Origin of the sequence: Colwellia sp. BRX10-1, from assembly GCF_014077545.1 — a bacterium.
Taxonomy (GTDB): Bacteria; Pseudomonadota; Gammaproteobacteria; order Enterobacterales; family Alteromonadaceae; genus Colwellia_A.
Genome location: NZ_JACGWC010000001.1, coordinates 118154 through 141811 on the forward strand (window position 1 = coordinate 118154; position 23658 = coordinate 141811).

20 protein-coding genes are annotated in these 23658 nt (G+C 38.3%); 4 read left to right on the forward strand and 16 right to left on the reverse strand.

Annotation, left to right across the window (positions count from 1 at the left end; all coding sequences use genetic code 11):
• Positions 1–129: 129 nt before the first annotated feature.
• The 3 genes from H4J75_RS00535 to H4J75_RS00545 all read right to left on the reverse strand — a co-directional run bounded on the left by H4J75_RS00535 (position 130) and on the right by H4J75_RS00545 (position 4360).
• Positions 130–1470 (reverse strand): sigma-54 dependent transcriptional regulator, encoded by a 1341-nt coding sequence (locus H4J75_RS00535; RefSeq protein ID WP_182221069.1) that lies wholly within the window; start codon positions 1468–1470, stop codon positions 130–132.
• A complete protein-coding gene (locus tag H4J75_RS00540) occupies positions 1457–2644 on the reverse strand; it encodes a PAS domain-containing sensor histidine kinase (protein WP_182221070.1) in 1188 nt (395 codons plus the stop codon). Before H4J75_RS00540 ends, H4J75_RS00535 begins: the two co-directional genes overlap by 14 nt.
• 246 nt (positions 2645–2890) lie before the next feature.
• The gene (locus tag H4J75_RS00545) at positions 2891–4360 is read right to left on the reverse strand and encodes a sigma-54 dependent transcriptional regulator (RefSeq protein ID WP_182213512.1); all 1470 of its coding nucleotides are present in this window, start codon (positions 4358–4360) and stop codon (positions 2891–2893) included.
• Positions 4361–4928: 568 nt separating this feature from the next.
• On the opposite strand from H4J75_RS00545, the gene H4J75_RS00550 reads away from it, so the two are divergent.
• From H4J75_RS00550 to H4J75_RS00565, 4 genes are all read left to right on the forward strand, one after another.
• Positions 4929–5213: a hypothetical protein gene (locus H4J75_RS00550; protein WP_182221071.1), complete on the forward strand. Its 285-nt coding sequence runs from the start codon at positions 4929–4931 to the stop codon at positions 5211–5213.
• Positions 5214–5304: 91 nt separating this feature from the next.
• Entirely contained in the window at positions 5305–5703 is a 399-nt protein-coding gene (fliS, locus tag H4J75_RS00555; RefSeq protein ID WP_182221072.1) for a flagellar export chaperone FliS, read from the forward strand.
• Positions 5703–6092 (forward strand): flagellar protein FliT, encoded by a 390-nt coding sequence (locus H4J75_RS00560; protein ID WP_182221073.1) that lies wholly within the window; start codon positions 5703–5705, stop codon positions 6090–6092. Before fliS ends, H4J75_RS00560 begins: the two co-directional genes overlap by 1 nt.
• A 196-nt stretch (positions 6093–6288) precedes the next feature.
• The gene (locus H4J75_RS00565) at positions 6289–6447 is read left to right on the forward strand and encodes a hypothetical protein (RefSeq protein WP_182213504.1); all 159 of its coding nucleotides are present in this window, start codon (positions 6289–6291) and stop codon (positions 6445–6447) included.
• A gap of 336 nt (positions 6448–6783) precedes the next feature.
• Here H4J75_RS00565 and fliD read toward each other — a convergent pair whose 3' ends face one another.
• The 13 genes from fliD to flgE all read right to left on the reverse strand — a co-directional run bounded on the left by fliD (position 6784) and on the right by flgE (position 23639).
• Positions 6784–8223: a flagellar filament capping protein FliD gene (fliD, locus tag H4J75_RS00570; protein ID WP_182221074.1), complete on the reverse strand. Its 1440-nt coding sequence runs from the start codon at positions 8221–8223 to the stop codon at positions 6784–6786.
• A gap of 151 nt (positions 8224–8374) precedes the next feature.
• Positions 8375–8794 (reverse strand): flagellar protein FlaG, encoded by a 420-nt coding sequence (locus H4J75_RS00575; protein WP_182221075.1) that lies wholly within the window; start codon positions 8792–8794, stop codon positions 8375–8377.
• A 144-nt stretch (positions 8795–8938) separates the two neighbouring features.
• Positions 8939–10486, reverse strand: a complete 1548-nt coding sequence (locus H4J75_RS00580) for a flagellin (RefSeq protein ID WP_182221076.1) — start codon at positions 10484–10486, stop codon at positions 8939–8941.
• A 226-nt stretch (positions 10487–10712) separates the two neighbouring features.
• Complete coding sequence (locus H4J75_RS00585; RefSeq protein WP_182221077.1) at positions 10713–12167, reverse strand: tetratricopeptide repeat protein; 1455 nt, start codon at positions 12165–12167, stop codon at positions 10713–10715.
• 120 nt (positions 12168–12287) lie between these two features.
• On the reverse strand, positions 12288–13838 hold the full coding sequence (locus tag H4J75_RS00590; RefSeq protein WP_182221078.1) for a flagellin: 1551 nt from the start codon (positions 13836–13838) through the stop codon (positions 12288–12290).
• A 181-nt stretch (positions 13839–14019) separates the two neighbouring features.
• Complete coding sequence (flgL, locus tag H4J75_RS00595; RefSeq protein WP_182221079.1) at positions 14020–15243, reverse strand: flagellar hook-associated protein FlgL; 1224 nt, start codon at positions 15241–15243, stop codon at positions 14020–14022.
• Between the two features lie 9 nt (positions 15244–15252).
• Positions 15253–17286: a flagellar hook-associated protein FlgK gene (gene flgK / locus H4J75_RS00600; RefSeq protein ID WP_182221080.1), complete on the reverse strand. Its 2034-nt coding sequence runs from the start codon at positions 17284–17286 to the stop codon at positions 15253–15255.
• A 54-nt stretch (positions 17287–17340) separates the two neighbouring features.
• On the reverse strand, positions 17341–18456 hold the full coding sequence (flgJ, locus tag H4J75_RS00605; RefSeq protein WP_070374647.1) for a flagellar assembly peptidoglycan hydrolase FlgJ: 1116 nt from the start codon (positions 18454–18456) through the stop codon (positions 17341–17343).
• Between the two features lie 15 nt (positions 18457–18471).
• Positions 18472–19596: a flagellar basal body P-ring protein FlgI gene (locus H4J75_RS00610; RefSeq protein WP_404842388.1), complete on the reverse strand. Its 1125-nt coding sequence runs from the start codon at positions 19594–19596 to the stop codon at positions 18472–18474.
• A 35-nt stretch (positions 19597–19631) separates the two neighbouring features.
• Positions 19632–20315 carry a flagellar basal body L-ring protein FlgH gene (gene flgH / locus H4J75_RS00615; protein ID WP_070374648.1) on the reverse strand — a complete coding sequence of 228 codons (684 nt, stop codon included), beginning with the start codon at positions 20313–20315 and terminating at the stop codon, positions 19632–19634.
• Positions 20316–20331: 16 nt separating this feature from the next.
• Entirely contained in the window at positions 20332–21120 is a 789-nt protein-coding gene (flgG, locus tag H4J75_RS00620) for a flagellar basal-body rod protein FlgG (protein ID WP_070374649.1), read from the reverse strand.
• Positions 21121–21148: 28 nt separating this feature from the next.
• Complete coding sequence (gene flgF, locus H4J75_RS00625) at positions 21149–21892, reverse strand: flagellar basal-body rod protein FlgF (RefSeq protein WP_146799142.1); 744 nt, start codon at positions 21890–21892, stop codon at positions 21149–21151.
• A 331-nt stretch (positions 21893–22223) separates the two neighbouring features.
• Positions 22224–23639 carry a flagellar hook protein FlgE gene (gene flgE / locus H4J75_RS00630; RefSeq protein ID WP_182221081.1) on the reverse strand — a complete coding sequence of 472 codons (1416 nt, stop codon included), beginning with the start codon at positions 23637–23639 and terminating at the stop codon, positions 22224–22226.
• Between the last annotated feature and the right edge of the window lie 19 nt (positions 23640–23658).

Genomic DNA, 23658 nt, shown 5'->3' on the forward strand with positions numbered 1-23658 from the left:
CCAGTATGAGAATTAAAGAATTATCGAGGTTATGGAAGGTTTAATGAGTGAAAACTGCAAATAGCAGTAAAGCCAATATTTTAAATGAAAATATTGGCTTTATAGGAAAATTACCCTTTTGAGCGATTGTTAGGCTGGTATTTGAATGCCCGAATCACGCATTCTTGCTATTTTATAGCGAAGCGTTCTTGGGCTAATGCCTAATCGTTCAGCAACATCTTTACGGCTACCTTGGCAAGCGGTGAGGGTATCAAGAATAATTTGATGCTCTTGTATTTTTAATTCATTACCAAGCATGTCTTCGCTATTATTTTCTAACGCCACGTCAGTAATAATTTCACTGTCGAAATTTTCAATTAACAAGTCACCGGCATTAATAATCTGGTCGCTATGCAAAATAATGGCTCGTTGAATAACATTATCTAATTCACGAACATTGCCTGGCCAATCGTAACTCGTCAGTTTATTTCTCGCCGAAGCGGTTAGTTCTGGAATAGCCATGTTATTCGCTAACGATGCTTGAGTAATTAAATGTTTGGCTAATGGCACAATATCATCTCTGCGTTTATTTAATGCTAACCAAGTTAATGGAAAGACATTTAAACGGTAGTAGAGATCTTCACGGAAGATGCCATCTTTTACAGCCACTCTTAAATCACGGTTGCTGGTTGCGATAACACGAACATCAAGCTTAATTGTTTTACGACCCCCTAAGCGTTCAACTTCTCGCTCTTGTAAGACCCGTAAAATTTTTGCTTGTAAGCCAAGATCCATTTCAGTGATTTCGTCTAATAAAATAGTACCACCCTGTGCTTGTTCAAATTTACCTGGGCACGCTTGAATGGCTCCAGTAAAGGCACCTTTTTCATAACCAAATAAAGTCGCTTCCAGCATATTCTCTGGAATTGCAGCACAGTTTATGGCAACAAAGGGCTTATCACTTCGGTTCGAATGGTAATGAACGTATTGTGCTAATACTTCCTTGCCAGAGCCACTGGGGCCGAGCACCATAACAGAAGCATCTGTGGTCGCGACTTTCTTTGCTAACGCTAATAGTTCAATACTTTGTGCGTCAGCAACCACAGGTTCATGCCGACTAGTCACATTCAATGGCACATATTGGTTAACCATATTAAGTAGCACTTCTGGCGCGAAAGGTTTTGCCATATAATTACAGGCGCCATCACGCATCGCTTGAACAGCATCATGAATCGTACCGTATGCCGTCATTATCAGCACAGGTAAATTTGGCCAATTTCTTTTAATACTATTGAGTAGTGTTAAGCCCGACATACCATCCATTTGCACGTCACTAACGACGAGATCAACACTTTGTTCTTTAAGCGTGAGTAAAGCATCTTCACCTGATTGAGCTTCAATACATTGATAACCTGATAACTTTAAAGTATCCATCAGGGCTTCACGTAATCCTGCATCATCTTCAACAACTAATATTTTACTTTGATTCATTAGTGTTCTCCCCGTTAACATTGTTTGTGTCTAAAATAGGTAAGTGAATACAAAAGTGCGCGCCCTCTCCTGGCTTACTCACTAAGCGAACATCGCCTTGATGAGCCTTAGCAACTGACTTTACCACCGCTAAACCTAAGCCGGTTCCCTGTGCCCTTGATGTATAAAAAGGTTCAAAAATTTTATTGGCAAGCTCTTCACTAATACCTTGACCATTATCTTGTACACTAATGTAAGCGTATTCATTTTGGCAGTAGGTGGTAATGGATATCTCCGCACCCTGCTTAATAACTTGTAAACTGTTGTGAATTAAGTTTTCAATAGCACCGCTTAACGCACGTTTATTACCTAAGATTTGGCAATCATCATCACAAAGCTTAATGTTTACTTTCGCTTTGGCCTGAACAATTAATGCTTCTACGGCGTTAACTGAATGGGTAATCAATTTATTAATTGAAAGTGGTTCAACAACTTTTTGCTTGCCACTTTTTGAAAACAACAACATATCGTTTACTTGCTGTTCTAAGTCGTGCAAGCGCGCCATTAATTTGTCTTGAAAGCTACTTCGATCGTCTGAAGAAAGCTTTTTATTTTTTAAATTTGCGCCATATAACATAGCGGCAGAAAGTGGTGTGCGAATTTGATGAGCAAGCTTTGAAACCAAATGACCTAATGACGATAAACGCTGCATATGGCTAAGCTTATCTTGTAATAAACGCGTTTCGGTCAAATCAGTGATCATAATTAACTGGCCAGGTTGATCACCTAAAGCAGTAATTTCTAATTTAACCCGGCGGCCGTCTTTCAATGACACTTCATGCCAATCGTCGGCACGAGGTTTAAACGAGCGTTTAATAACATCAAACCAAGCTTGACCAAGAATCGGTTCATCGAGTAACAAACTAGCAATTTTATTGGTTTTAATAACAATACCGTTACCATCAAGCATTATCATCCCGGTCGGCATAACATCAATAATTTGCTCAAGTTGATTAGACTTTTGACGAAGTAACGATAGCTCGCCACGGTATGCTTCACTTTCTAACGTATCGCTATGGGCAAATGACTGCGGAGTAAAAGCAAATTTAGCTTTATGAAACAGATTATCTTCCACACAATGAATGGGTGTAGACAATTTAGAAGATGCTGATGAATGTGAAACTGCAACGGCCATATACTTTACTCAATTTAAAAATACCAACTGAATAAAGCATTAATTATGCCAAAGAGGTTTTATATTAATTTACATGATGTTAGAAGCGATTTTTAGAGCAATTCTTGCCGTCAAATATTTGGCTTTACTGTCCAAGAATATTCAGTTCAACCAAAGATAAAGACGCTAACCCTCGCGATACTTTCCAGTACAACGGCTGGTGTAATAACGGATATAACAATCAATACATTTGGTTAACGTAGGATATTAGTTAGTGTTTTTTTGTAAGTTATACTTACGCATTTTTTCAACTAATGTGGTTCGACGCATCCCTAATAATTCTGCCGAGCGTGCAACAACCCAGTCATTTTTCTCAAGTGCTTGGTTTATCATCGACACTTCAAGGTCCGCTAAGTATTCTTTTAAATTCAAGCCATCGTTTGGCAAAACATCAACCACAGATGCTTCTTCTGGTTGGTCAGCAAAACTACTGGTATCTTCTTCGTCATCATAATCAAAGCCAGAAAATAGCTCATTTATCGCATCACGTTCTTGCAACTCATCAGGGTATTCAGGTTGATACTCTTCAACATCAATATGACGATACTTTGCTGGTAATTCACTGACATTAACCACTTGCTCAGCAAACATAATGATCATACGTTCAATTAAGTTAGATAATTCTCGAACATTACCTGCCCAAGCATGTAATTTTAAAGATTCAATCGCTTGCTCAGTAAAACGAACACTTTGTCCTTGCTCTGCTTCAAAACGAGAAATAAGTTCTTTAATCAGTAATGGAATATCTTCTTTTCTATCACGTAATGCCGGTGTTTCAATAGGAAAAACATTAAGACGATAGAATAAATCTTCGCGGAATGTGCCCGCGGTGATCATATCTTCTAAGTGCTGATGGGTTGCAGCAATAATACGCACATTGGTTTTAATACTCTTGGCGCCACCGACACGCTCAAAAGTACGTTCTTGCAGAACACGAAGTAGCTTCACTTGCATGGGTTGAGGCATATCACCTATTTCATCAAGAAATAACGTGCCACCCTCAGCCATTTCAAAACGACCTTTACGGGTAGAAATAGCGCCCGTAAAGGCACCTTTTTCATGACCAAATAATTCACTTTCCAATAATTCACCGGGTATAGCGCCACAGTTAACCGGAACAAAAGGCCCCTTAGCGCGGTCAGATAAATTATGAATATTACGTGCCACAACTTCTTTACCCGTACCTGATTCACCTAAAACCAAGACACTCGCTTGCGTACTAGCCACTTGTTCAATTAAAAAGCGCACTTGTAACATAGGTTCACTGGCGCCCACCAAAGAGCGGAATAACAAATTAGGACCGTTGTGATTTCGCTTTGAGGGTAATTGGTTATGGTATTGATGACAGTGGTGTACTTGCTCGGTAAGCTGAGCATAATTTAAAGGCACAGCTAAACTGCCTAAAACATTAACAGCACCACTTAATAAAGTCGCGTCGAGTACATCATGGAGGATAAAAGGTGTTTCAGGGTGTTTTTTAACAAAATCGACCAGTAAGTCACTGACCTTGCCACACAAAACCACCGTAAGAATATTATCAGTTTCTTTAAAATACTGCTCAATATCATCTTCAGGACACACATAAAAATGTTCACCGACAAATGATAATACGGTCGCTATTTGATCGCGTCTGGCAATGTCGTTATCAACGACAAGTACATGTTTTTGACCCTGCATATATCTAATAAAACCATATTTTTGTTATCTATAATTTTATTCTAGCGAGATATAGTAAATAAGCAACAATAAATTGACACTGTAACGTCATAAAATTGACTTGAATAGTATAGATATTTTTTTACTCGATAAATCAAGTCAGATAGCAGATTCTAACTTAACGATAGATATCGCTATCTTCATATAAATATAAAATGTCTAAAGATAAATAAAAATTTACCGATAAATACTCTAAGATAATTTGTTAATAGCAGAGCGCTATGGTTCCTATAAATACAAATATGGCAAGCTTATTGTGTAAGAACAACTACAGATAAAAAATAAATAATGCAACAGAATTAATATTTAAAATTGTTAAGCGAATACTAGTGTCAAAAAGTTGTAATCAATATAAATAATCACTTTTCAATTTTAATGCGGAAAGAGCAGTAAAAAATATTTTTTATTTTTAACTTAACTTCAATGACTTAACTTTAAAAACAGTAACAAACTAATAAATCAACAAGTTTGGCATAATAAAAGCATGGTCATATTTATCAATAACCATATCTTAAAAATAGGAAATCAGATGTTGATCATAAATGGCACTGCTGAATTAATGCATGATAATAAAGAGTTTACTAAAGGAACCCGTCACGAGTTTAATATGTTTTCAAAAGAAATGCCTTTTGAACAACAAATCACGCAAATAGAAGAGTATTTAGTCACTCGCGGTTGGGATAATATTGAAGTAATAAGCAACGGTGTCTTAAATAATAAAGAAGATATAACTCATGATGTGTTATTAAAGGCTTATCAAAAAGCACAAAATGAAGGCTTTGCTGTCACCGTAAATAACCAGCCATTGGTTTAAATTAGCTAAGTTTTTAAAGTTATCAACTATAGCTATTGTTTCAATTCTACAAGTTTTCTATACTGAAGGTATAGCTAACGAGGAGGTGTCTATGACACACGCTTCACTTAAAAAGTATCATCAAACCAATAAAAGTACTGCTCAGCAGGCATCACCTTATCAATTAGTTGCTATGCTATTTCAAAAATTATTAGGTAATATCGCTACCGCTAAAGGCGCAATTTCACAAAATAATTTTGAAAAAAAAGGCACTGAACTATCAAACGCTATCGCTATTATTGGTGTTTTAGAGGGCTCTCTTGATTTTAAACAAGGTGGTGAAGTTTCAGAAAACTTAGCTTCACTTTATAAATATTGTTCAGAACAGTTATTAGTTGCTAGCACTAACAATGACCCCGATAAGCTAGAGGAGGTTATCCAAATATTATTGCCTATTAAGTCTGGCTGGGACTCCATTCCTGTAGAAAGCCAGGGTAAGGTTAGTTTTTAGTGCCAAATAACACTAAACGTTTTATTGAACAAATAAATGATATATCGCGACAACTCTTGTCGCGTATACTATCAGTACAGACAAGTCTACAGCCCACTCAAAATGAATCCTCTTTAGAAAGTACTGAAGAACAGCCCTCAAATGAAGAGTTAACTGACCTAGTGACCGCTAGACAAATATTAATCACTAACTTATTTGAACAGAACACTAGTGAAGATATAAGTTCACACATGTCTCTTCTACAAGAGATGCTTACCCTTGATAGTGAGTTAACAACCAATTCTGCAAGCTGTAAACAAGAAATAGCTGAGCAAGTATTAAACTTAAAAAAGAGTAAAAAAGTATCAAAATCTTATCAAAACCTTATCAAAAACACTAATCAACCATAAGTAAATCAAATAAATATCAATCACTTACAAAGTCACACGGGCAAGTTAACACCTTATTTATTGGTGTTCACTGCTAAGTATATCCTCCTACATTACGAAAACGTTTAATTTTCAAATAAACACAACTATACTTTACTATGCGCTAGGTAATAATTGGCAACCGTCATTACCTAGTTCAATAAAACTGGAGTGCAATATGTCTGTTGCTAACCCATTAACTGCAAGTAGTAATATCTCACTTAGCATTATGTCTAACGCAAGTCCTGCGATCAAAGAAAAGCCGTTAAAGCCTGGTTTAGGAGTTTTTACAAAAGACATCGTTGAAATTTCACAACTTAGTCTTGAACAACAATAATAAAAGGAAACTCAAATAGATGCATCAAGAGACATAGAAGATATTGCCAATGACGTCATCAGCGTTATTACAATCATAGGTAGGGCGCGAACAATTGGAACTTAACTAACTGCCAAGCAACTACTCTATAGTAAAATTGCTAGTTTATTGTAAGTTAATTTATATTAATTATAGAAAGTCATATATTCAACTTAACAAAAAAAAGGATTGCAATCAAAGTAGCATTTATTATTGAGTCAATAAGCAATGGGGTAAACAGACACTAATTAAAAAACACACTAGAGCTTTCGAAATAAGATTTTGAAATATAAGCATTTCCACTTAAAGATTCAGGGTTTACTTATTTTGTTTAACCACACCTGGCATATTATCTAACTGCGCGGTAATATAGCTACCTGTAGCATTTAGATTGGCTACCAACAAATCCATTGCATTATATTGGCTATACAGTCGTGCTTCCAAATCATCCATTCTTCGACTAAAAGAAAGACGATCATCATCTAAATTATCTAATTGGTTTTTCTTACTATCAATTCGACTTTGAATCACCCCATCAGAATCTGTATAAAACTTCATCAATGTATCAACTGATGCGGCGAAGCCAGGGGCATCTTCAGAGCCAACAAAAAAGTTTTGAATACCATCTACATCTTTTGCAACAAATTCATTTAGGTCACTTTTATCTAACGTCAATACACCATAACGATCACTTCGAACACCTAACTGCGATAACGATATGCTTTCACCACCACTGGTCTCAAAAGGAGTGCTGACTTGTTGACGTAATTTACTCATAACGCCTCTTAATAGAGAGTCGCCTACTAGCGGGCCAGTACTGCCTTCTCCTGCTTGCCCTAACGTTTTACTTAGCGTTAAAAGACTGTTGTAATTTTTAACAAAGTCATTAATCCCTGCTTCAATATTAGCGTTATTCTCACTTAATGTTACGCTGCTTAAGTCATCATCCACACTGTGTTTTTTCTTCGCTGTAATATCTACACCATCAATCACGTTGGTAAACGTATTGGTACTATTAGTAACAACCAAAGAACCATCAATGGTTATCTGTGCGTCAACAGCAGGTGTTGCTTCATCCATGCTTAAGGAATAATTAGGTGATTCAGAATTAGGTTCATAGGCTAAACGTGAAAGGCCATCCGCATCGGTGTTATTAAAGCCATCTACGCCAACATCGCCAACATCATCTACAACGATAGTAATTGCATTTGCTAGCCCTGTTTCTTTGCTCGAGAGCACTAAATGCTGACCGTCGTCATCAGTTATAATCGTAGCGATGACTGAATCATTATCGTCACTATCGTTTATGGCATCACGAATATCCGCTAATGTCGCCGTATCTGAAGCCACAACCTCAAAGCTATTATCACCTGAATTTATAGTGAGCGTGCCTTCACCAACCACTTCTTCACTATCGATACCTTCAGAAAGCAATTTATGTTTTTCAGCAAGAGTATCTACTTTTACCGAATAGTTACCCACTTCTGCATCTTTATTTGACGCCATAGAGATAAAATCATCATTACCTTTTGCTTCACGTAATTGATATCGATCAGCATCCGCTAAATTAGACATAGAATCTTGCACTTTTTGTAGTGCTGATTTAAGTGCACCAACAGCAGAGATATCTGTTGTCATTGCCGCTTCTTTACGATTAAGTCTCGTTTCAAAGGGCACTTTTTCAGCGCCAACGATAGCGTTGACAATGTCGGCTACTTGTAAGCCAGATCCTAAACCATTAAATGTAATATTAGGCATAAACCACCACGTTTTATCTATTATCATAGCTATATTAACAAGCTATATTATCTACTTACAGCAACCTACTATTAATAATATTAATAATTCTCATTAAATATTATTGACTAAATGTTATAAACACTATTTATCTATTGCGGTACTTTTATAACTATACATCAGTATTAATAAAATTACCTGTTGCCTCAGAAAGCTTCGCTACTAAATCTAATACTTCTTCTGTGGGGTATTGTTTTATTAAATCACCACTTTTTTTATCTGTTACTTTAATTACGTCTCGGCCTGAGTCTTTATCTACAGAAAACTCTAAGCCTTTGTTCATTTCACCAACAAAATCTTGCAAATTTTGCGCCACCTTCTCTAGCTGCTCTGAAGATATTAGCACTTTACCTTGCTGTTCTGAACTATCCGCCTTAGCCACTAATTCAATAGTTTTGTTACCTGTGACAATATCAGACATCGGACTTTTTGCTACGGAACTATCGTGGGCTTGAAAGTCATTTTCAACATTATCAGCTCTGCTTGAGTTAACATTAATACTATTAACCGTTGAAGTGTTTATTGCACTCATCACTAACTCCTAAACATGAAACTAAAATATCACAAGTAAATACAGAAAAAGGAAGGAACTATTAACTAATAGGCCTTCCTCATGTTTTCCTAATTAGTAAGGTTAATTAATAATCTTACTAATTACTTGCGAATTCCTATTCAATTAACCGATTAAGCTTAACGCTGCTTGTGGCAATTGGTTAGCTTGCGCTAAGATTGATGTACCTGCTTGTTGCAATATTTGATTTTTAGTCATTGCCGCAGTTTCTGTTGCGTAATCTGTATCTTGAATACGGCTACGTGAAGCTGAAGCGTTTTCTTGAATGTTTGCTAAGTTACCAATAGTTTGACTAAAGCGGTTTTGTGTAGCACCCAATTCAGCACGCTCATTACCGATTTGCTGTAAAGCCGCATCAATGACATCGATTGCTGATTGCGAACCACCTGCAGTTGAAATATCAAGGTCTGCAATTGAGGTTAAACTTGTAGTGGTATCAACTGTTGCTGCGCCTGCGCCGCCCAGTGTTCCACCTGCTGTTAAAGCCGCTGTACCCTTACTAATATCTATAGTCGCATTAGTATAATCTAAACGCCCTGTTACCGTAGAGGTAGCACTTGAAGTTGTGCTTATGCCTGCTGTAGTTGTAGTGCCGCCAGCAATAATTGCAGCGCCATCAAAAGCAGATACAGTACCTGCTAAACCATCCGTTGCACCACCCGCGATTTCCAGTGTCACATCAATATTCTCACCATTAGCATTAGTAAATACTAATAAATCATCACCCGCATCGCCTGTTGCAGCAACAATAGATGCGGTAATTCCTTTGGCTGCTAATGCTTCAGCTGTGGCCGCATCAATGGCAGTATTTAATGCTGTAACAGTCGCATCACCGGTAGTTCCAGCAGTTGCTGAAATTTCTACACCTGCCACGTTTAACGTCACTACATCGGTTGCGGTTGTGTTGGTAGTACCAAACCCACCAACAGCCACTTGTGTCTTAGCGCTAACGCCGAATACACCTTCAGCACCATTAACTTGACCCGCTAAATCTGCAGCACTCATGCCTGTGGTTAAATCAATATTTTTTGATTCACCACCGACAGTCATGGTTAAGGTATCTGTCGAAGCAAATGTTTTGGCCGTTGTGCTTGCGCCTGAGAAACCAGTGATTGCAGCGATATCAATGCCTTTACCAATCAAACCAATATCAGAAGCTGCTGCTGAATTCAACGTTACACCAATCGTTTGGTTGCTGTCAGAGCCTACTTGAAACTGCTGTGTACCGTAACTGCCACTTAATAATTTTTGACCACCGAAGGTCGTTGTATCTGAAATACGCGTTAACTCTGATTGTAACGCTGTTACTTCTTTTTGTAGTGCTTCACGATCTGAGGTAGAGTTTGAACCGTTAGATGATTGTAGTGACAAGTCACGCATACGTTGTAAAATATCTGTAGAAGATTGTAATGCACCCTCTGCTGTTTGCGCCATAGAAATGCCATCGTTAGCATTACGTTGTGCTACACCTAAGCCACTAATTTGTGAAGTTAAACGAGTTGAAATTTGCATGCCAGCTGCATCATCTTTAGCGCTGTTAATACGCATACCTGATGATAAGCGTTCCATAGACTGGCTTAACGCTGCGCCTGATTTAGATAAGTTACGTTGTGCATTTAATGAAGTAACGTTAGTGTTTACTGAAATAGCCATTTTTAAAACTCCTGATTACAATATGTAATACGTTAGTTAAACAATTTTTATAAGTCAGGAACTTAATTTGATGCTTTTCGTTATGGAAAGTGTCATTAAGTACCCGTTCTAATAACAGTAACGGCAGCACTAAAATTAACTTTAATGTTTTTTTAAATATATTTGAATTAAACATATAAAGTTCCATTCTTAAAGTATCACAAGAAGGGAAGTAACGATTATAAAACTATGTAAGCTTTTGGAATAATTCAGATACAGTGTCGGGCTTCAAGTGAGTTGTATCAATGTAATAGTGCAATTTACATTCGGTTTGTTCTGTGGTCAATTGATATACATCTAAAAAAACAATATCATTATTAAGGCAAATTTTTGCCATAGAAGCGTTAAAATATTCAATCAAAAATTTAAACTTATTTTTCGATTCTGCACCTAAAACATTCATTGTTTCAGGGTGAGGTACAGGAACCCCATATAAAATAACCTCTAACATGCTATCTTTCGCTAACGTTTTTAACATTTGCACGTATTTATTCAACATTTCATCAATGATATTACTAATATCTTTACCTGTTTTTAAATGGTGATGAAAAATTCCCTCGTTGGATCGACAGTCTATTTCTCCAAAACCTACCACCACCTTGCTCTTTTTAGGCAAGTTTTCAAATAAAACCTTTAAACTGGCTTTATGCTTATTATCATCATCATTTATAAGATGAAATATTTTTGCACCCATAATGAAAAGAGAACGAATTTGGTATGAGGCATTTTGATAATTAACAATGGTATTATTAGGAGAGAAACCGTGACTTTCTGAAACAAAAAACATTTCTTGCGTACTTTCAGGTTCATTACACTGATATACATTGTTTTCTTGCTGTCGATATTTAAATAGTTCAGTTAAATATCGATGAAATACAACCATATTAGCCATGGTTTTAGAGTGATATTGGTACTGATAGATATGAGAACTTAACGCTATAGCCTGATCACCTTCCTCTGGATTATAAAACAACCAAAATAAAATGGCTTTACCAACTAAAATATTACACAATTCAGGATCCGTTAGCGCATTACTGGCTATTGCCATATCTGCAATTTCTAACGCATCTTGATAGCGGTGTAAATACATAAAGATATGGAACACATGTAAATAAGCACGTGTTTGCTTTTCATCAAACTCCAAAGTTTTTATAAACAAATCTATCGCATCAGAAAACTTCGCTTGTTCCATAAATAACAAAGCTAGATTTATTCGAAACCCTGAAACACTTTTATCCAAAGAGATTGCTTTTTTATAATTCACTTCAGCTTTAACGCTATCACCAAGCTTTACTTGGCATGCAGCAACGTTATTCCATAATATTGCCTTTAAGGGATCAAAACTGATTGCTTTCTCATAATAATAAATGGCTAATTCGAATTTTTGTTGAGAAAAGTAAACATTCGCAATATCAAGCCAAGCATTAGCGTCTGTATAGTTAATTTTACTTATTTTTTTAAAAAACAAGAGTGCAGAGTCTAAGTTATTCATCCCCTGATAGTTAAGCGCTTGTATTTTCAATACACTAATAAGCTCCGGATTACTACGGAGTAATCTTTTACATATCAAGTGTGATTTTTCAAATTCATTTTTTTTATATAACTTCTTCGCTTTATTTATTTTGATTTCTATATTCATCATGCTGCCTTCTCACATCAAACCAATCAATAAAAGTTATATCGTAATAACGATTGTAAATAAAAAAAAAGGCTGAGTTATACTCAGCCTTTTTTAAATATTATATCAATTTTTAACGACCAATTAACCACCAATTAAGCTAATAGCTGCTTGTGGTATTTGGTTTGCTTGCGCCAAAATTGAGGTACCTGCTTGTTGCAATATTTGGTTCTTGGTCATTACTGCTGTTTCGGTCGCATAGTCAGTATCCATAATTCGACTACGTGATGCTGAAGCATTTTCTTGGATATTCGCTAAGTTACCAATGGTTTGACTAAAACGGTTTTGCGTAGCACCTAAATCAGCACGTGAATCACCAATTGACGCTAATGCCGCATCAATAACATCTATCGCTGACTGGGAGCCACCTGCTGTAGAAATATCAAGACTAGCAACAGACGTTAAAGTTGTTGTCGTATCAACCGTTGCTGCGCCTGCACCACCTAGCGTTCCACCAGCAGTTAACGCTGCAGTACCTTTATTAAGGTCTATAGTCGCATTAGTATAATCTAAACGCCCTGTTACCGTAGAGGTAGCACTTGAAGTTGTGCTTATGCCTGCTGTAGTTGTAGTGCCGCCAGCAATAATTGCAGCGCCATCAAAAGCAGATACAGTACCTGCTAAACCATCCGTTGCACCACCCGCGATTTCCAGTGTCACATCAATATTCTCACCATTAGCATTAGTAAATACTAATAAATCATCACCCGCATCGCCTGTTGCAGCAACAATAGATGCGGTAATTCCTTTGGCTGCTAATGCTTCAGCTGTGGCCGCATCAATGGCAGTATTTAATGCTGTAACAGTCGCATCACCGGTAGTTCCAGCAGTTGCTGAAATTTCTACACCTGCCACGTTTAACGTCACTACATCGGTTGCGGTTGTGTTGGTAGTACCAAACCCACCAACAGCCACTTGTGTCTTAGCGCTAACGCCGAATACACCTTCAGCACCATTAACTTGACCCGCTAAATCTGCAGCACTCATGCCTGTGGTTAAATCAATATTTTTTGATTCACCACCGACAGTCATGGTTAAGGTATCTGTCGAAGCAAATGTTTTGGCCGTTGTGCTTGCGCCTGAGAAACCAGTGATTGCAGCGATATCAATGCCTTTACCAATCAAACCAATATCAGAAGCTCCCACGGATTCTAATGTAACACCGATAGTTTGGTTACTGTCTGAGCCAACCTGAAACTGTTGGGTACCATAAGTACCATTTAATAGTTTTTGACCACCAAAGGTAGTCGTATCAGCAATACGTGTTAACTCTGATTGCAATGCTGATACTTCTTTTTGTAGTGCTTCACGATCTGATGTTGAGTTTGAGCCGTTAGCTGACTGCAATGACAAGTCACGCATACGTTGTAAAATATCGGTAGAGGACTGCATAGCCCCCTCTGCAGTTTGCGCCATAGAAATACCATCATTGGCATTACGTTGCGCAACTGCTAAACCACTAATTTGTGACGTTAAGCGCGTTGATATTTGCATACCTGCGGCATCATCTTTAGCACCATTGATACGCATACCAGAAGATAGACGTTGCATTGAAGTGGCTAAGTTTTCTCCAGATTTTGTTAAATTACGTTGAGCATTCAACGATGTTACATTGGTATTGACTGTTATGGCCATGATATAGCTCCTAATGTTTACATTTAATAGTGTTATTAGAAGCTTGTAAAGCAAGCCTCTGCTCTTTTATTAATAAAATACTGTCCCATTAAATTAATTTACACTGACAGATTTTTTTGTTTTTTATTACTACAAAGAATAAAGCATGAACCGTGCCACTTAAAAAATTGCAGTAATAAAATCATATGTAATTAAACAAGGTTAAGCCTTGTACTTTGGTAAATGCTTGTTGAGATGCTTGTAACGCTATTTTTGATTGTTCAAACTCAGAAATCGCTTTGGCAAAATCTAAGTCTTCGATCTTTGACTTGCCGCTAGAAAGGTTTAATTCCATATCTAAATGCCTACTCTGTTGGCTTTCAAGCACCTGTAAGCGAACACCCGAATCTACTCGTTTTGATGTAATGTGAGTCATGGCTGAATTAAACTGGTCGAGTAGAGTATTGTAATCCACTTGGTGTTGTTCAAGGTTTGTAGAAACTGCGCTGTTTTCCATCCAGGAAATAGCATCATTGATGGTTTCAAATATACTAACGTTCTCCTGCTCACTCATGGTAAAGCTATCGCCCGGCAAAGGATTGCCGCTTAGAGTAACTTCTATACCATCAAAAGAGATTGTTTGCCCTGCTAAGTGGGGCGCAGGTGTCGCGGGTGCAACTGGAAAAGCAATATTACCATTAACATCCGTTACGGTTAAATTATTCGTTAAAGCGTCAACGGTAAACGTATAATCATGCGGCATGGCACTCGTGTTATAAGTACCTCTGTCGGTAACATTAGCACTAGCTAAGGCTACGCCTGACGTATTAGAAGTATAGTTAGCGGTAAAATCACCAATGGGGTTATCTACCTTTAAAAAAGTAGCATCGCCAGTTTGATTGGTGGGTATTTTTATATTTTTAGCTATTTGTAACTCCCTTACACCAGAGTCACCACTATAAGAAACACTACCGTCAACATGTTGACTAAAGGGTTGTTGATCAGTTTTAAAACCAGAAAATATATAATCGCCGTTTGCATTTTGACTATTGGCAAGTTCAAGTATTTGCTCAAAACTATTTCTAGTTTGTTTGGCTATGGCTTGTATATCCACATCAGTCATTGCGCCATTGTTTGCTTGTAACATCTGATCTTTGATGTTATTTAATATATCCTCTACACCAGCAAAAACAATTTCTTGCATATTATTATGACTTTCAGCCATAGTAATATTGCGTTTATATTTTTCTATGTTGGCTAAGTCATTGTTATAGCCAGCTAAGGTACTATAAGAAATAGCATCATCTTTTGCGGTTAACACTCGTTTACCACTTGATAAGTAAGCCATTTGATCATTAACATCAGAGCTTTTTTGGCTCATTTGCTGTGAACTTTGTAAGTAAAACTGAGCTGTAGAAACGCGCATAAAAATTCCTTACCTGACTGCCGATAAAATGGTGTCAAAAATAGTATTTGCTGTAGAGATTATTTGTGATGCCGCTTGATAAGCTTGTTGATATCTCAAAAGGTTGGCAGCTTCTTCATCAAGATTTACACCTGATGTCGCTTGATTGCGGTTATAAGCTTGAGTAAATAAGGCCTGTGCGGTATCTGCTGATAAATCAGCATTACTCGCTTTTGAACCTACTATTGAGGTTGAAACGGCTAAGCTTTCGCTAAAGGTTTGTTTTCCCGCATTGACCACACCTATTTCTTGGGTCTTTGCCATAGCAACTGCATGGTTACCATTACCAACGCCAAAAGCATTACCTAAGGTAAACGTTTCACGTGCATTAGCGCCTGAACCAGCAAGATCACCTTTAATTTCAATTTGAAAATCAGGTGAGCCGGCAGGAATATCAATAATAGCACTCGCCCCTGTTGCATAACTGCCTGATGCTATGGCCGGCGTTCCAGGTGGTGGCGTTGATGTGTTATAGACTCGATACTCAAATATTCCGGTAGGTATTTGGGGTGCTGGCAGTGGTGGTGGTGGTGTTTCATATACATCAACAGTGATATCATATGCACTCGCCGCAACAGGGTTAGTCACATTAGTAATTTCTATTTTACCATTGCTAATATTGTTACTCGACGGTGTCACCGCAATCGCTGTACTTGCTGCGATGGCATTAGCGTCAGTTAATGTCGCTTGCATTAATGCTGCGCTGTTTTTGGTCGGTACAATAGTAAACTTGTCACCTGCCTGAAGCGTTCCACCCGCTGTTTCAATAAATGAGAAACCGTAATTGGGTGTAGTGGCAGTATGCGTTCCTGCAGGAGTACCTGTACCAGGCATCCCTAGGTTTTCGCTTCCACCGGTAGTCAAATTATATAACGTAAAATCAGTACCATCGTAACGTACTTCAAAGTCATCAGTAGATAATAAAGAAACGTCGTTGATAACCACTTGAGGTTGTGTGGTACCTGTGTTTGATGAAGGAGCTAGCACACGACCTTGTTGTAATTGTGTCGCATTAATATCGGTGAAAAAACTTGCCCCTTGAACACCATTTAGATCTAAACCACTGGCTTGACTGTCGTTTAATATTGACGATATAGACATAGCTAAGCGATCAATTTCTTTACGCGTTTGATTTAAATGCTGGTCTCTAAATTCAAAATTTGCCGCTAAAGAGCCACCTAACGTAGAGCCATTTAATGCCACACGACTATTGCCACTGACTAAACTTAGCTGGGTTTTATTTGGATCGGGATCGCCAGCCTTAACTTGTACTGTCATTGGCGTAATACCGGCAACCAATGTCGTACCTTGTCCTATCATTACAGTGAGTACACCGTTAGCATCTTCTACGGTAGTCACTTTGGTAAACTTACTTAGCTCACCAATTAGTTGGTCTCGTTTATCAAGTAAATCATTAGGTTGCCCAGTTTGATTTAATCCTTGAGTTTGCATAATGGTTTCATTAATTTTTGCTAATTCATTTGATATTTCAGAAATCTTAGTAGCAATTTGTTCAATTTCACCGTTGACCGCTTTGGTCATATTGTCAAAATTATTAGTCAGCTCATTAAAGTCTTTGCTTAAAATATTCGCTTGATTAAGCACAATACTGCGTAAACCTAAATCATTAGGATTGTCAGCAACGCCATTGAGTGATTGGTAAAAACTGTCAAGTGAACCTACTACGGCGTTACCTGAGGTACTCATTACTTGGTCTAGTTGTGTTAAACGCCCTTGTAATAAGTCAGCATTACCGAGTTTACTTTGATTGAGTAATTGTTCTTTATGGGAGAATTGTTCGTATAGGCGAGTGATATCGTTAACATAGGTACCAGAGCCAACATAGTTGCCACCACTGAATAAACCCACCGATGAATTTTGTTCTGCGCGTTGTCGGCTATAACCTTCTGTATTAACATTGGCAATATTATGACCCGTTGTCGCCAGCTGCTGCTGTGCGGCAAGTAAACCACTAACACCTGTGTTATATAAGTTAACCGACATGACTTCACTCCTAACCTAACCAAAACTCAATGCATTTATATGCTGAGCGCTTATTTACTTATTTAGTAAACTGGTTACGGTTCGTAGTGTTCCCTTAATTTTTTCTGCGTATTTGGGATCCGTCGCATAACCAGCACTCTGTAGGTTATGCAGGAAGTGTTCCACATCGCCAGCTTTGTCTAATGCATTTTTATAGCGTTCGCTGTTTGAGAGAAACTGCATGTAATCATTAACGCTGTCACTAATGGTTTCATAAACGCGAAAGGGTTCACGTTTTTTAACCATAGCACCTTGCTCAAATTCAAGGGTTTCCTTATTAATTTTGTCGCCATCCCAGCGTTTATCGGCTTTAATGTTAAACAAGTTATTAGAGCTTTGACCACTTTCTGTTTTGATGATTTTTTGTCCCCAGCCAGTTTCTAATGCGGCTTGAGCTATAACAACTTCAAAGGGAATATTTAACTTTTCTTCAACACGTTTAGCATCTTCAGTTAATGCCATAACAAAGTCTTTAGGTTGCTGATACTGAGGCTCTTGCATGGCAAGCATTTCATAAACAGACGGTTTGTTATCTAACGAATTTACCGTATTAGACGAAGAAGGCGCTCGTTGTGGCATATCAAATAATGCTTGTCTATTATTAGTTGAACGATCACCCGAGTCATTAGTTTGACGATCCTCTGCCGAAATAAGGATCCCTGTGTCGACAATTGACTTGCCTTTATTATTATCTTCACTGAGTAAGCCGTTACTTTTACTGAAGCGATTATCACTTTGTAAAAATGACTGCGGGGTAAAACTTTCAGTGTCACCACCTAGCTGGCGAACGATTAAGTCCGATAAACCTAAAGAGCCGTTATTTGATAATTCTAATGACATTTGTTGGTCATGCATATCACGATAAAATTTTGTACTTTCTGAATTAAAGGGACTATCTGACTCTAAAACGTCTTGTGCTTTACGCATACTTTTCATCAGCATTTGCATAAAAATCGCTTCAAACTGCTTGGCCGCTGTTTGTAAAGCCGCATCTTTTGAGCCTTTATCAGTTTCTTTAGACTGTTGGCGAATAGAATTCAAGCCATTGATGTCTAAAAAATTCTGAGAATTAGCGGTCACAGATGCCTGCGGTGCCAATGAAGTTAATGATGATTGATTCGGTGTAATCATAAGCTTTATTGATCATTAAATAATGATCAATTCTCCTCGTAATGCACCCGCTTGTGATAGCGCTTCAAGAATAGCCATAACATCACCAGGGCCGGCACCAATTTCATTAATCGCTCGAACGAGTGTGTCTAAGCTTACCCCCGGATCAAAAACAAACATCCGGTTATCATCTTTATTAACGTTAACAATAGATTGATTCGTCACCGCCGTATTACCATCAGCAAAAGCATTAGGCTGAGAGACATCTCGTGTTTCATTAATCGTTACCGTAATACCACCATGAGTAATGGCGGCAGGCAATAAGCGCACATCAGAGCCGATCACGATGGTACCAGTACGGGAGTTAACAATAACTTTCGCCGCCGGACGTGAAGGTTCGAATTCTAAGTTTTCTAAGGCAGCCAAAAAACTGACTCGTTGGCTCGCATCTCTTGGTGCATTGACTTGAATAGAAGTTGCATCAATAGCGCGAGCAATAAAAGTGGCGGGATCGTTAATGTTAGCAAACTCGCTATTAATGACTCGCTCTAAACTTCTCGCACTACTGAAATCAGAATCTCTAAGATTAAAGGTAATATAATCGCCAGAAGTAAATGGTGAAATAACTTCACGTTCAACCATAGCACCATTAGCAATACGGCCTACGGTTGGGGTATTAACAATAACTTTTGAGCCATCTAAACCTTCAGCACCTAAACCGCTAACGACTAAACTGCCTTGAGCAACGGCATAAGCATTGCCATCAATACCCATGAGAATAGTTTGTATTAATGTTCCACCACGTAAGCTTTGCGCACTGCCCATTGAAGAAACTGTAATATCAATTCTTTGGCCGGGTTTAGTAAATGCGGGTAACTCAGCATGAACAGCAACCGCAGCAACATTTTTAATTTTTGGTTTTAAATTAGCCGGCATAGTAATACCAAAATTACTTAGCATGGTTTTAAAACTTTGTTCGGTAAATGGACTTTGTTCGCCTGTGCCAGGTAAACCCACCACTAAACCATAACCTATCAATTGATTACTTCGGACACCAGCAACATCGGCTAAATCTTTAATTCGCTGTGCAGAGCTCATCGAACTAAACAAAAATGTTAGCACCAAGACAGTAACTTTCATACTTGTGAAAAAAGTGTTCATAATAATACCTATTGAAAGTTTATGTTCAATTAACCCTACAGGGGCCACCAAGAGCTAGTAAAGAAACTCGATAACCAACCTTGTTCTTGTACATCAGCAAAAGTCCCAGTACCTGCATATTCAATGCGCGCATTGGCGATTTTACCAGAAACAATGGTGTTACTAGAGCTAATATCTTGTGCGCGAATAACACCGGTTAAGCGAATAAATTCGTCACCGTTATTTAAAGTCATCCATTTTTCACCACGGATCATCAAATTGCCATTGGGCAAAACACGCAAAACATGTACAGAAATATGACCGTTTAAGCTATTACCTTGGTTAGACTTTGAATCACCACTAAAGTCAGAGCCTTGGTTATAGCCAAATTGAATGGCATTATTTTTAAAGTTTACTGCAGCGCCGCCTAAACCAATAATAGGATCTAGACTGGCACTATTTTCTTTACTCAACTCTGTTTTAGCATTTTTCTGTGCTTGTGTACTTTCACTTAACGTCACTGAAATAATGTCACCAACACGATGAGCTTTTGAGTCAGAATAAATATTATTAACGTAGTTAGCTCTAAACAGTGAACCCGTCGGGATAATAGAGGCTTCTTCCATTTCGGGTAAAATCGGCGCAAAGTCAGGATCGTCAGGTAACGTTTTTGCCTGTTCAACACTGGCACAACCCGTTATTGATAAAAAAAAGATAACTAAGACTAAGTGAATTTTCATAAGAGATTCCTTAACGCTATAACTGCTGATTAATATAACTAAGCATTTCATCAACTGCTGAAATTACTTTTGAGTTCATTTCATATACCCGTTGACTTTCAATCAAGTTAACAAGTTCTTCGGTGGTATTTACATTCGAGGTTTCTAGCGCGCCTTGCACTATCATGCCAAAACCTTCTAAACCTGGAACCCCTTCTTGTGGAGCACCACTAACCGCTGTTTGAATGTATAAATTTTGTCCTATTGGCTGCAAACCGGTCGGATTAACAAAGTTAACTGTATTAATTTGACCGATAACAGCAGGATCAGGTTGCCCCTGAAGAGTTACAGAGACTTCACCATCTTGAGAAACAATAATACTTAACGCATCAGGCGGAATAGTTATTTGTGGTTGAATTAAATAACCCGCGCCCGGTGTAACCATATTGCCCTCTTCATCCATGGTAAATTGACCATTTCTTGAATATGACGATGTACCGTCAGGGAGTTGCACTTCAAAAAAACCTTCACCTTGGATCATTAGATCTAAAGCGTTATCGGTAGTTTGCATATCACCTTGGGTATGAATTTTTTGCGTAGCCACCACTTTTGTACCCGCGCCAAGCATTAAGCCTGAAGGCATCTCTGTATCTTGTGCAGAGCGACCACCTGGCTGATTAATCGTTTGATAGAGTAAATCTTCAAATACGGCACGACTTTTCTTAAAACCTATGGTACTGGCGTTAGCTAAATTATTAGAAATTACCGCAATATCTTTTGTTTGCGCATCTAACCCTGTTTTACTTATCCATAATGCTGGGTTCATAAATCACCTCAAAAATTATTTATTTAAATTAGAAAGCACGTAATAAAGATGCTGAACTTGCATCAACTTCTTCGGCTGTTTTCATGAGTTTTAATTGCATTTCAAACTGACGTTGCAAAGAAATCATCGCAGTCATCTCCCCAATAGGGTTTACGTTACTTGCTTCAAGCATGCCATTTTCGACTTTGACATTGACGTCAGCATTCTCATTTAGTCCATCTTTTCGACGAAACAAGCCATCAGCACCTTTTGCTAACTCTTGCACCCTCGGGTTAACCATTTTTAGACGACCCACTTCTTCTTGAAGAGAACTAGGTGCTCCTTCAGGCTGAACCATGATGGTGCCATCTTTACTGATATGAATATTATTGACTGGTAGAGGTATAAATATCGGGCCAGTATCTCCTAAGACAAGCTCGCCTTTAGAGGTTTCTAAAGCACCTTCTTCGTTGAGTCTAAATTGGCCATCACGTGTATAACCTTCAGTACCATTTTCAGCTTGAACAGCAAACCAACCCGGCCCTTGAATGGCAAGATCTAAATCTCGAGAAGTTTGCATCAAAGAACCACTGTCAAAGTTTTGGCTGGCATTTTCTGTCATGGCAAACACACGAGAAGGCAGGCCTTCGCCAAAAGCTTGCATTGAACGCGCCTGTGCTAAATCGGCTTTAAAACCCGTAGTCTTAGCGTTAGCAAGGTTGTTAGCATTAACGGCAAGCGAATGCATATTTTGTTTCGCACCGCTCATTGCGATATAAAGCATTTTGTCCATAACAGATCTCTAAAATTGTATCTTACAATGAGAAATGCAATAACAGTGCCAGAAGAAATAGAACAGGAAAAGGAAGATGGAAAAACAATCGTTTTATCGTCAACGAAAAGGAACCGACTGAGGTTTTGAAAGAAAGGTGGTTTGATAAAGACCATCCGCTGCTCGGGCATTGACACATAAAGAAGTATTAATGCGATGAAGACATGGATGCCTAAGAATAGCTATGTTTCGCTCTACATCTATACCGTTCATCCTGAACATAAAAAGAGATAAAACATTTTACGTTTTATCTCTTTTATTTATCATAGACTAGATTATTTTAAAGATTTATTTATCGAATCTGTAGAATAGTTTGGTTTAGCTGGTTATCAACTTCTAGTGCACGAGAGTTAGCCTGAAAATTTCGTTGTGCTGAAATTAAGTCGATTAATTCTGTGGTTAAGTTAACGTTTGATTGCTCTAATGCCGATGAATTAATAGTACCAAAAGTACCTGAACCCGCCTCACCAGCCAATGCTTCACCGGAACTAATACTTTCTTTCCATGAAGTATTACCAATTTGCGTTAAGCCCTGTTCATTGGCAAAGTTTACTAAAGCAATGCGTGATAATGGTTCTGAGGTACCATTACTGTAAGTCGCTCGAATTAAACCATCACTACCAATATCTATACCGGTTAATCGACCAACCGCTAAGCCATCTTGCTCAAGCGAAGTCACTTCAAAGTTTGAAGCAAACTGCGTAGGTTCATTTGGATTAGGGCCAAGAGGGTCTAGATTAAAATTAATTTTCACGGTTTGAGTTGGATCAGCACCATTGGCTAATATTGTCGCTCCAAGTGCCACGGTAATAGCACCACCGTCACCTGGCATAGGTAATTGTGCAACAAAATCACCTGAAGAATCAAAGTACATACGCATGCCAGTAACACCGCCACTTGCTGATAACGGACCTGAACTACCGCCACCTTGTGGATTTGTTATTGGCGTTCCTGGAGCTGCCGTTGGATCTGGATCTGTCTGTCCACCTGGATCAGCTAAATCTACCGGTATGCCATCAACGCCAGCAAACATCATCCACTCGTTAGCATCAGACGAAGGATTATCTTTAATAAAGTAATAAGTCATTATATGACTATCACCTAATGAATCAAAAATAGTCACTGAAGTTGAATGGTTAAAAGTCAAAGGATCATCGGGATCAAAGTTACCTGGCGCACTACTAATGAAAGAATCACCCGCAGGTAAGTTCATTCGTACATCTACCTCACTGGTTTTTTGAGGAGCACCAGAGGCCGTAGGAATACGAATAGGCTCTGCCGTACTTAAACTTACCGACGCAGAGGTGCCGTCAGGGTTAACGGGGAAACCTAATAAATGCTCACCCGCAGAGTTAACAACAAAGTTACTATCGTTTAATTTAAACTGACCTGCTCGGGTATATGACGTTTCTAAGGAGTCAAGTTCAGGTACTGTTGCATAAAAACCATTACCCGTAACGGCTAAATCTAACGCGTTATTAGTAAACTGAATACTACCTTGCTGAAACTGCTGAGCGACATCTGCCGTCAAAACACCGTCACCCACTTTTGTTTTACCAGAAGCAAGTAATGATGCTGCATACACATCAACAAATTCCGCACGCGACTCTTTAAAGCCGGTGGTATTAACGTTAGCGATGTTATTTGATGTAACATCCAAATCTTTTTGAGCAGCGTTTAATCCGCTCAACGCTATATTAAATGACATAATTGCACCTCATATAAAA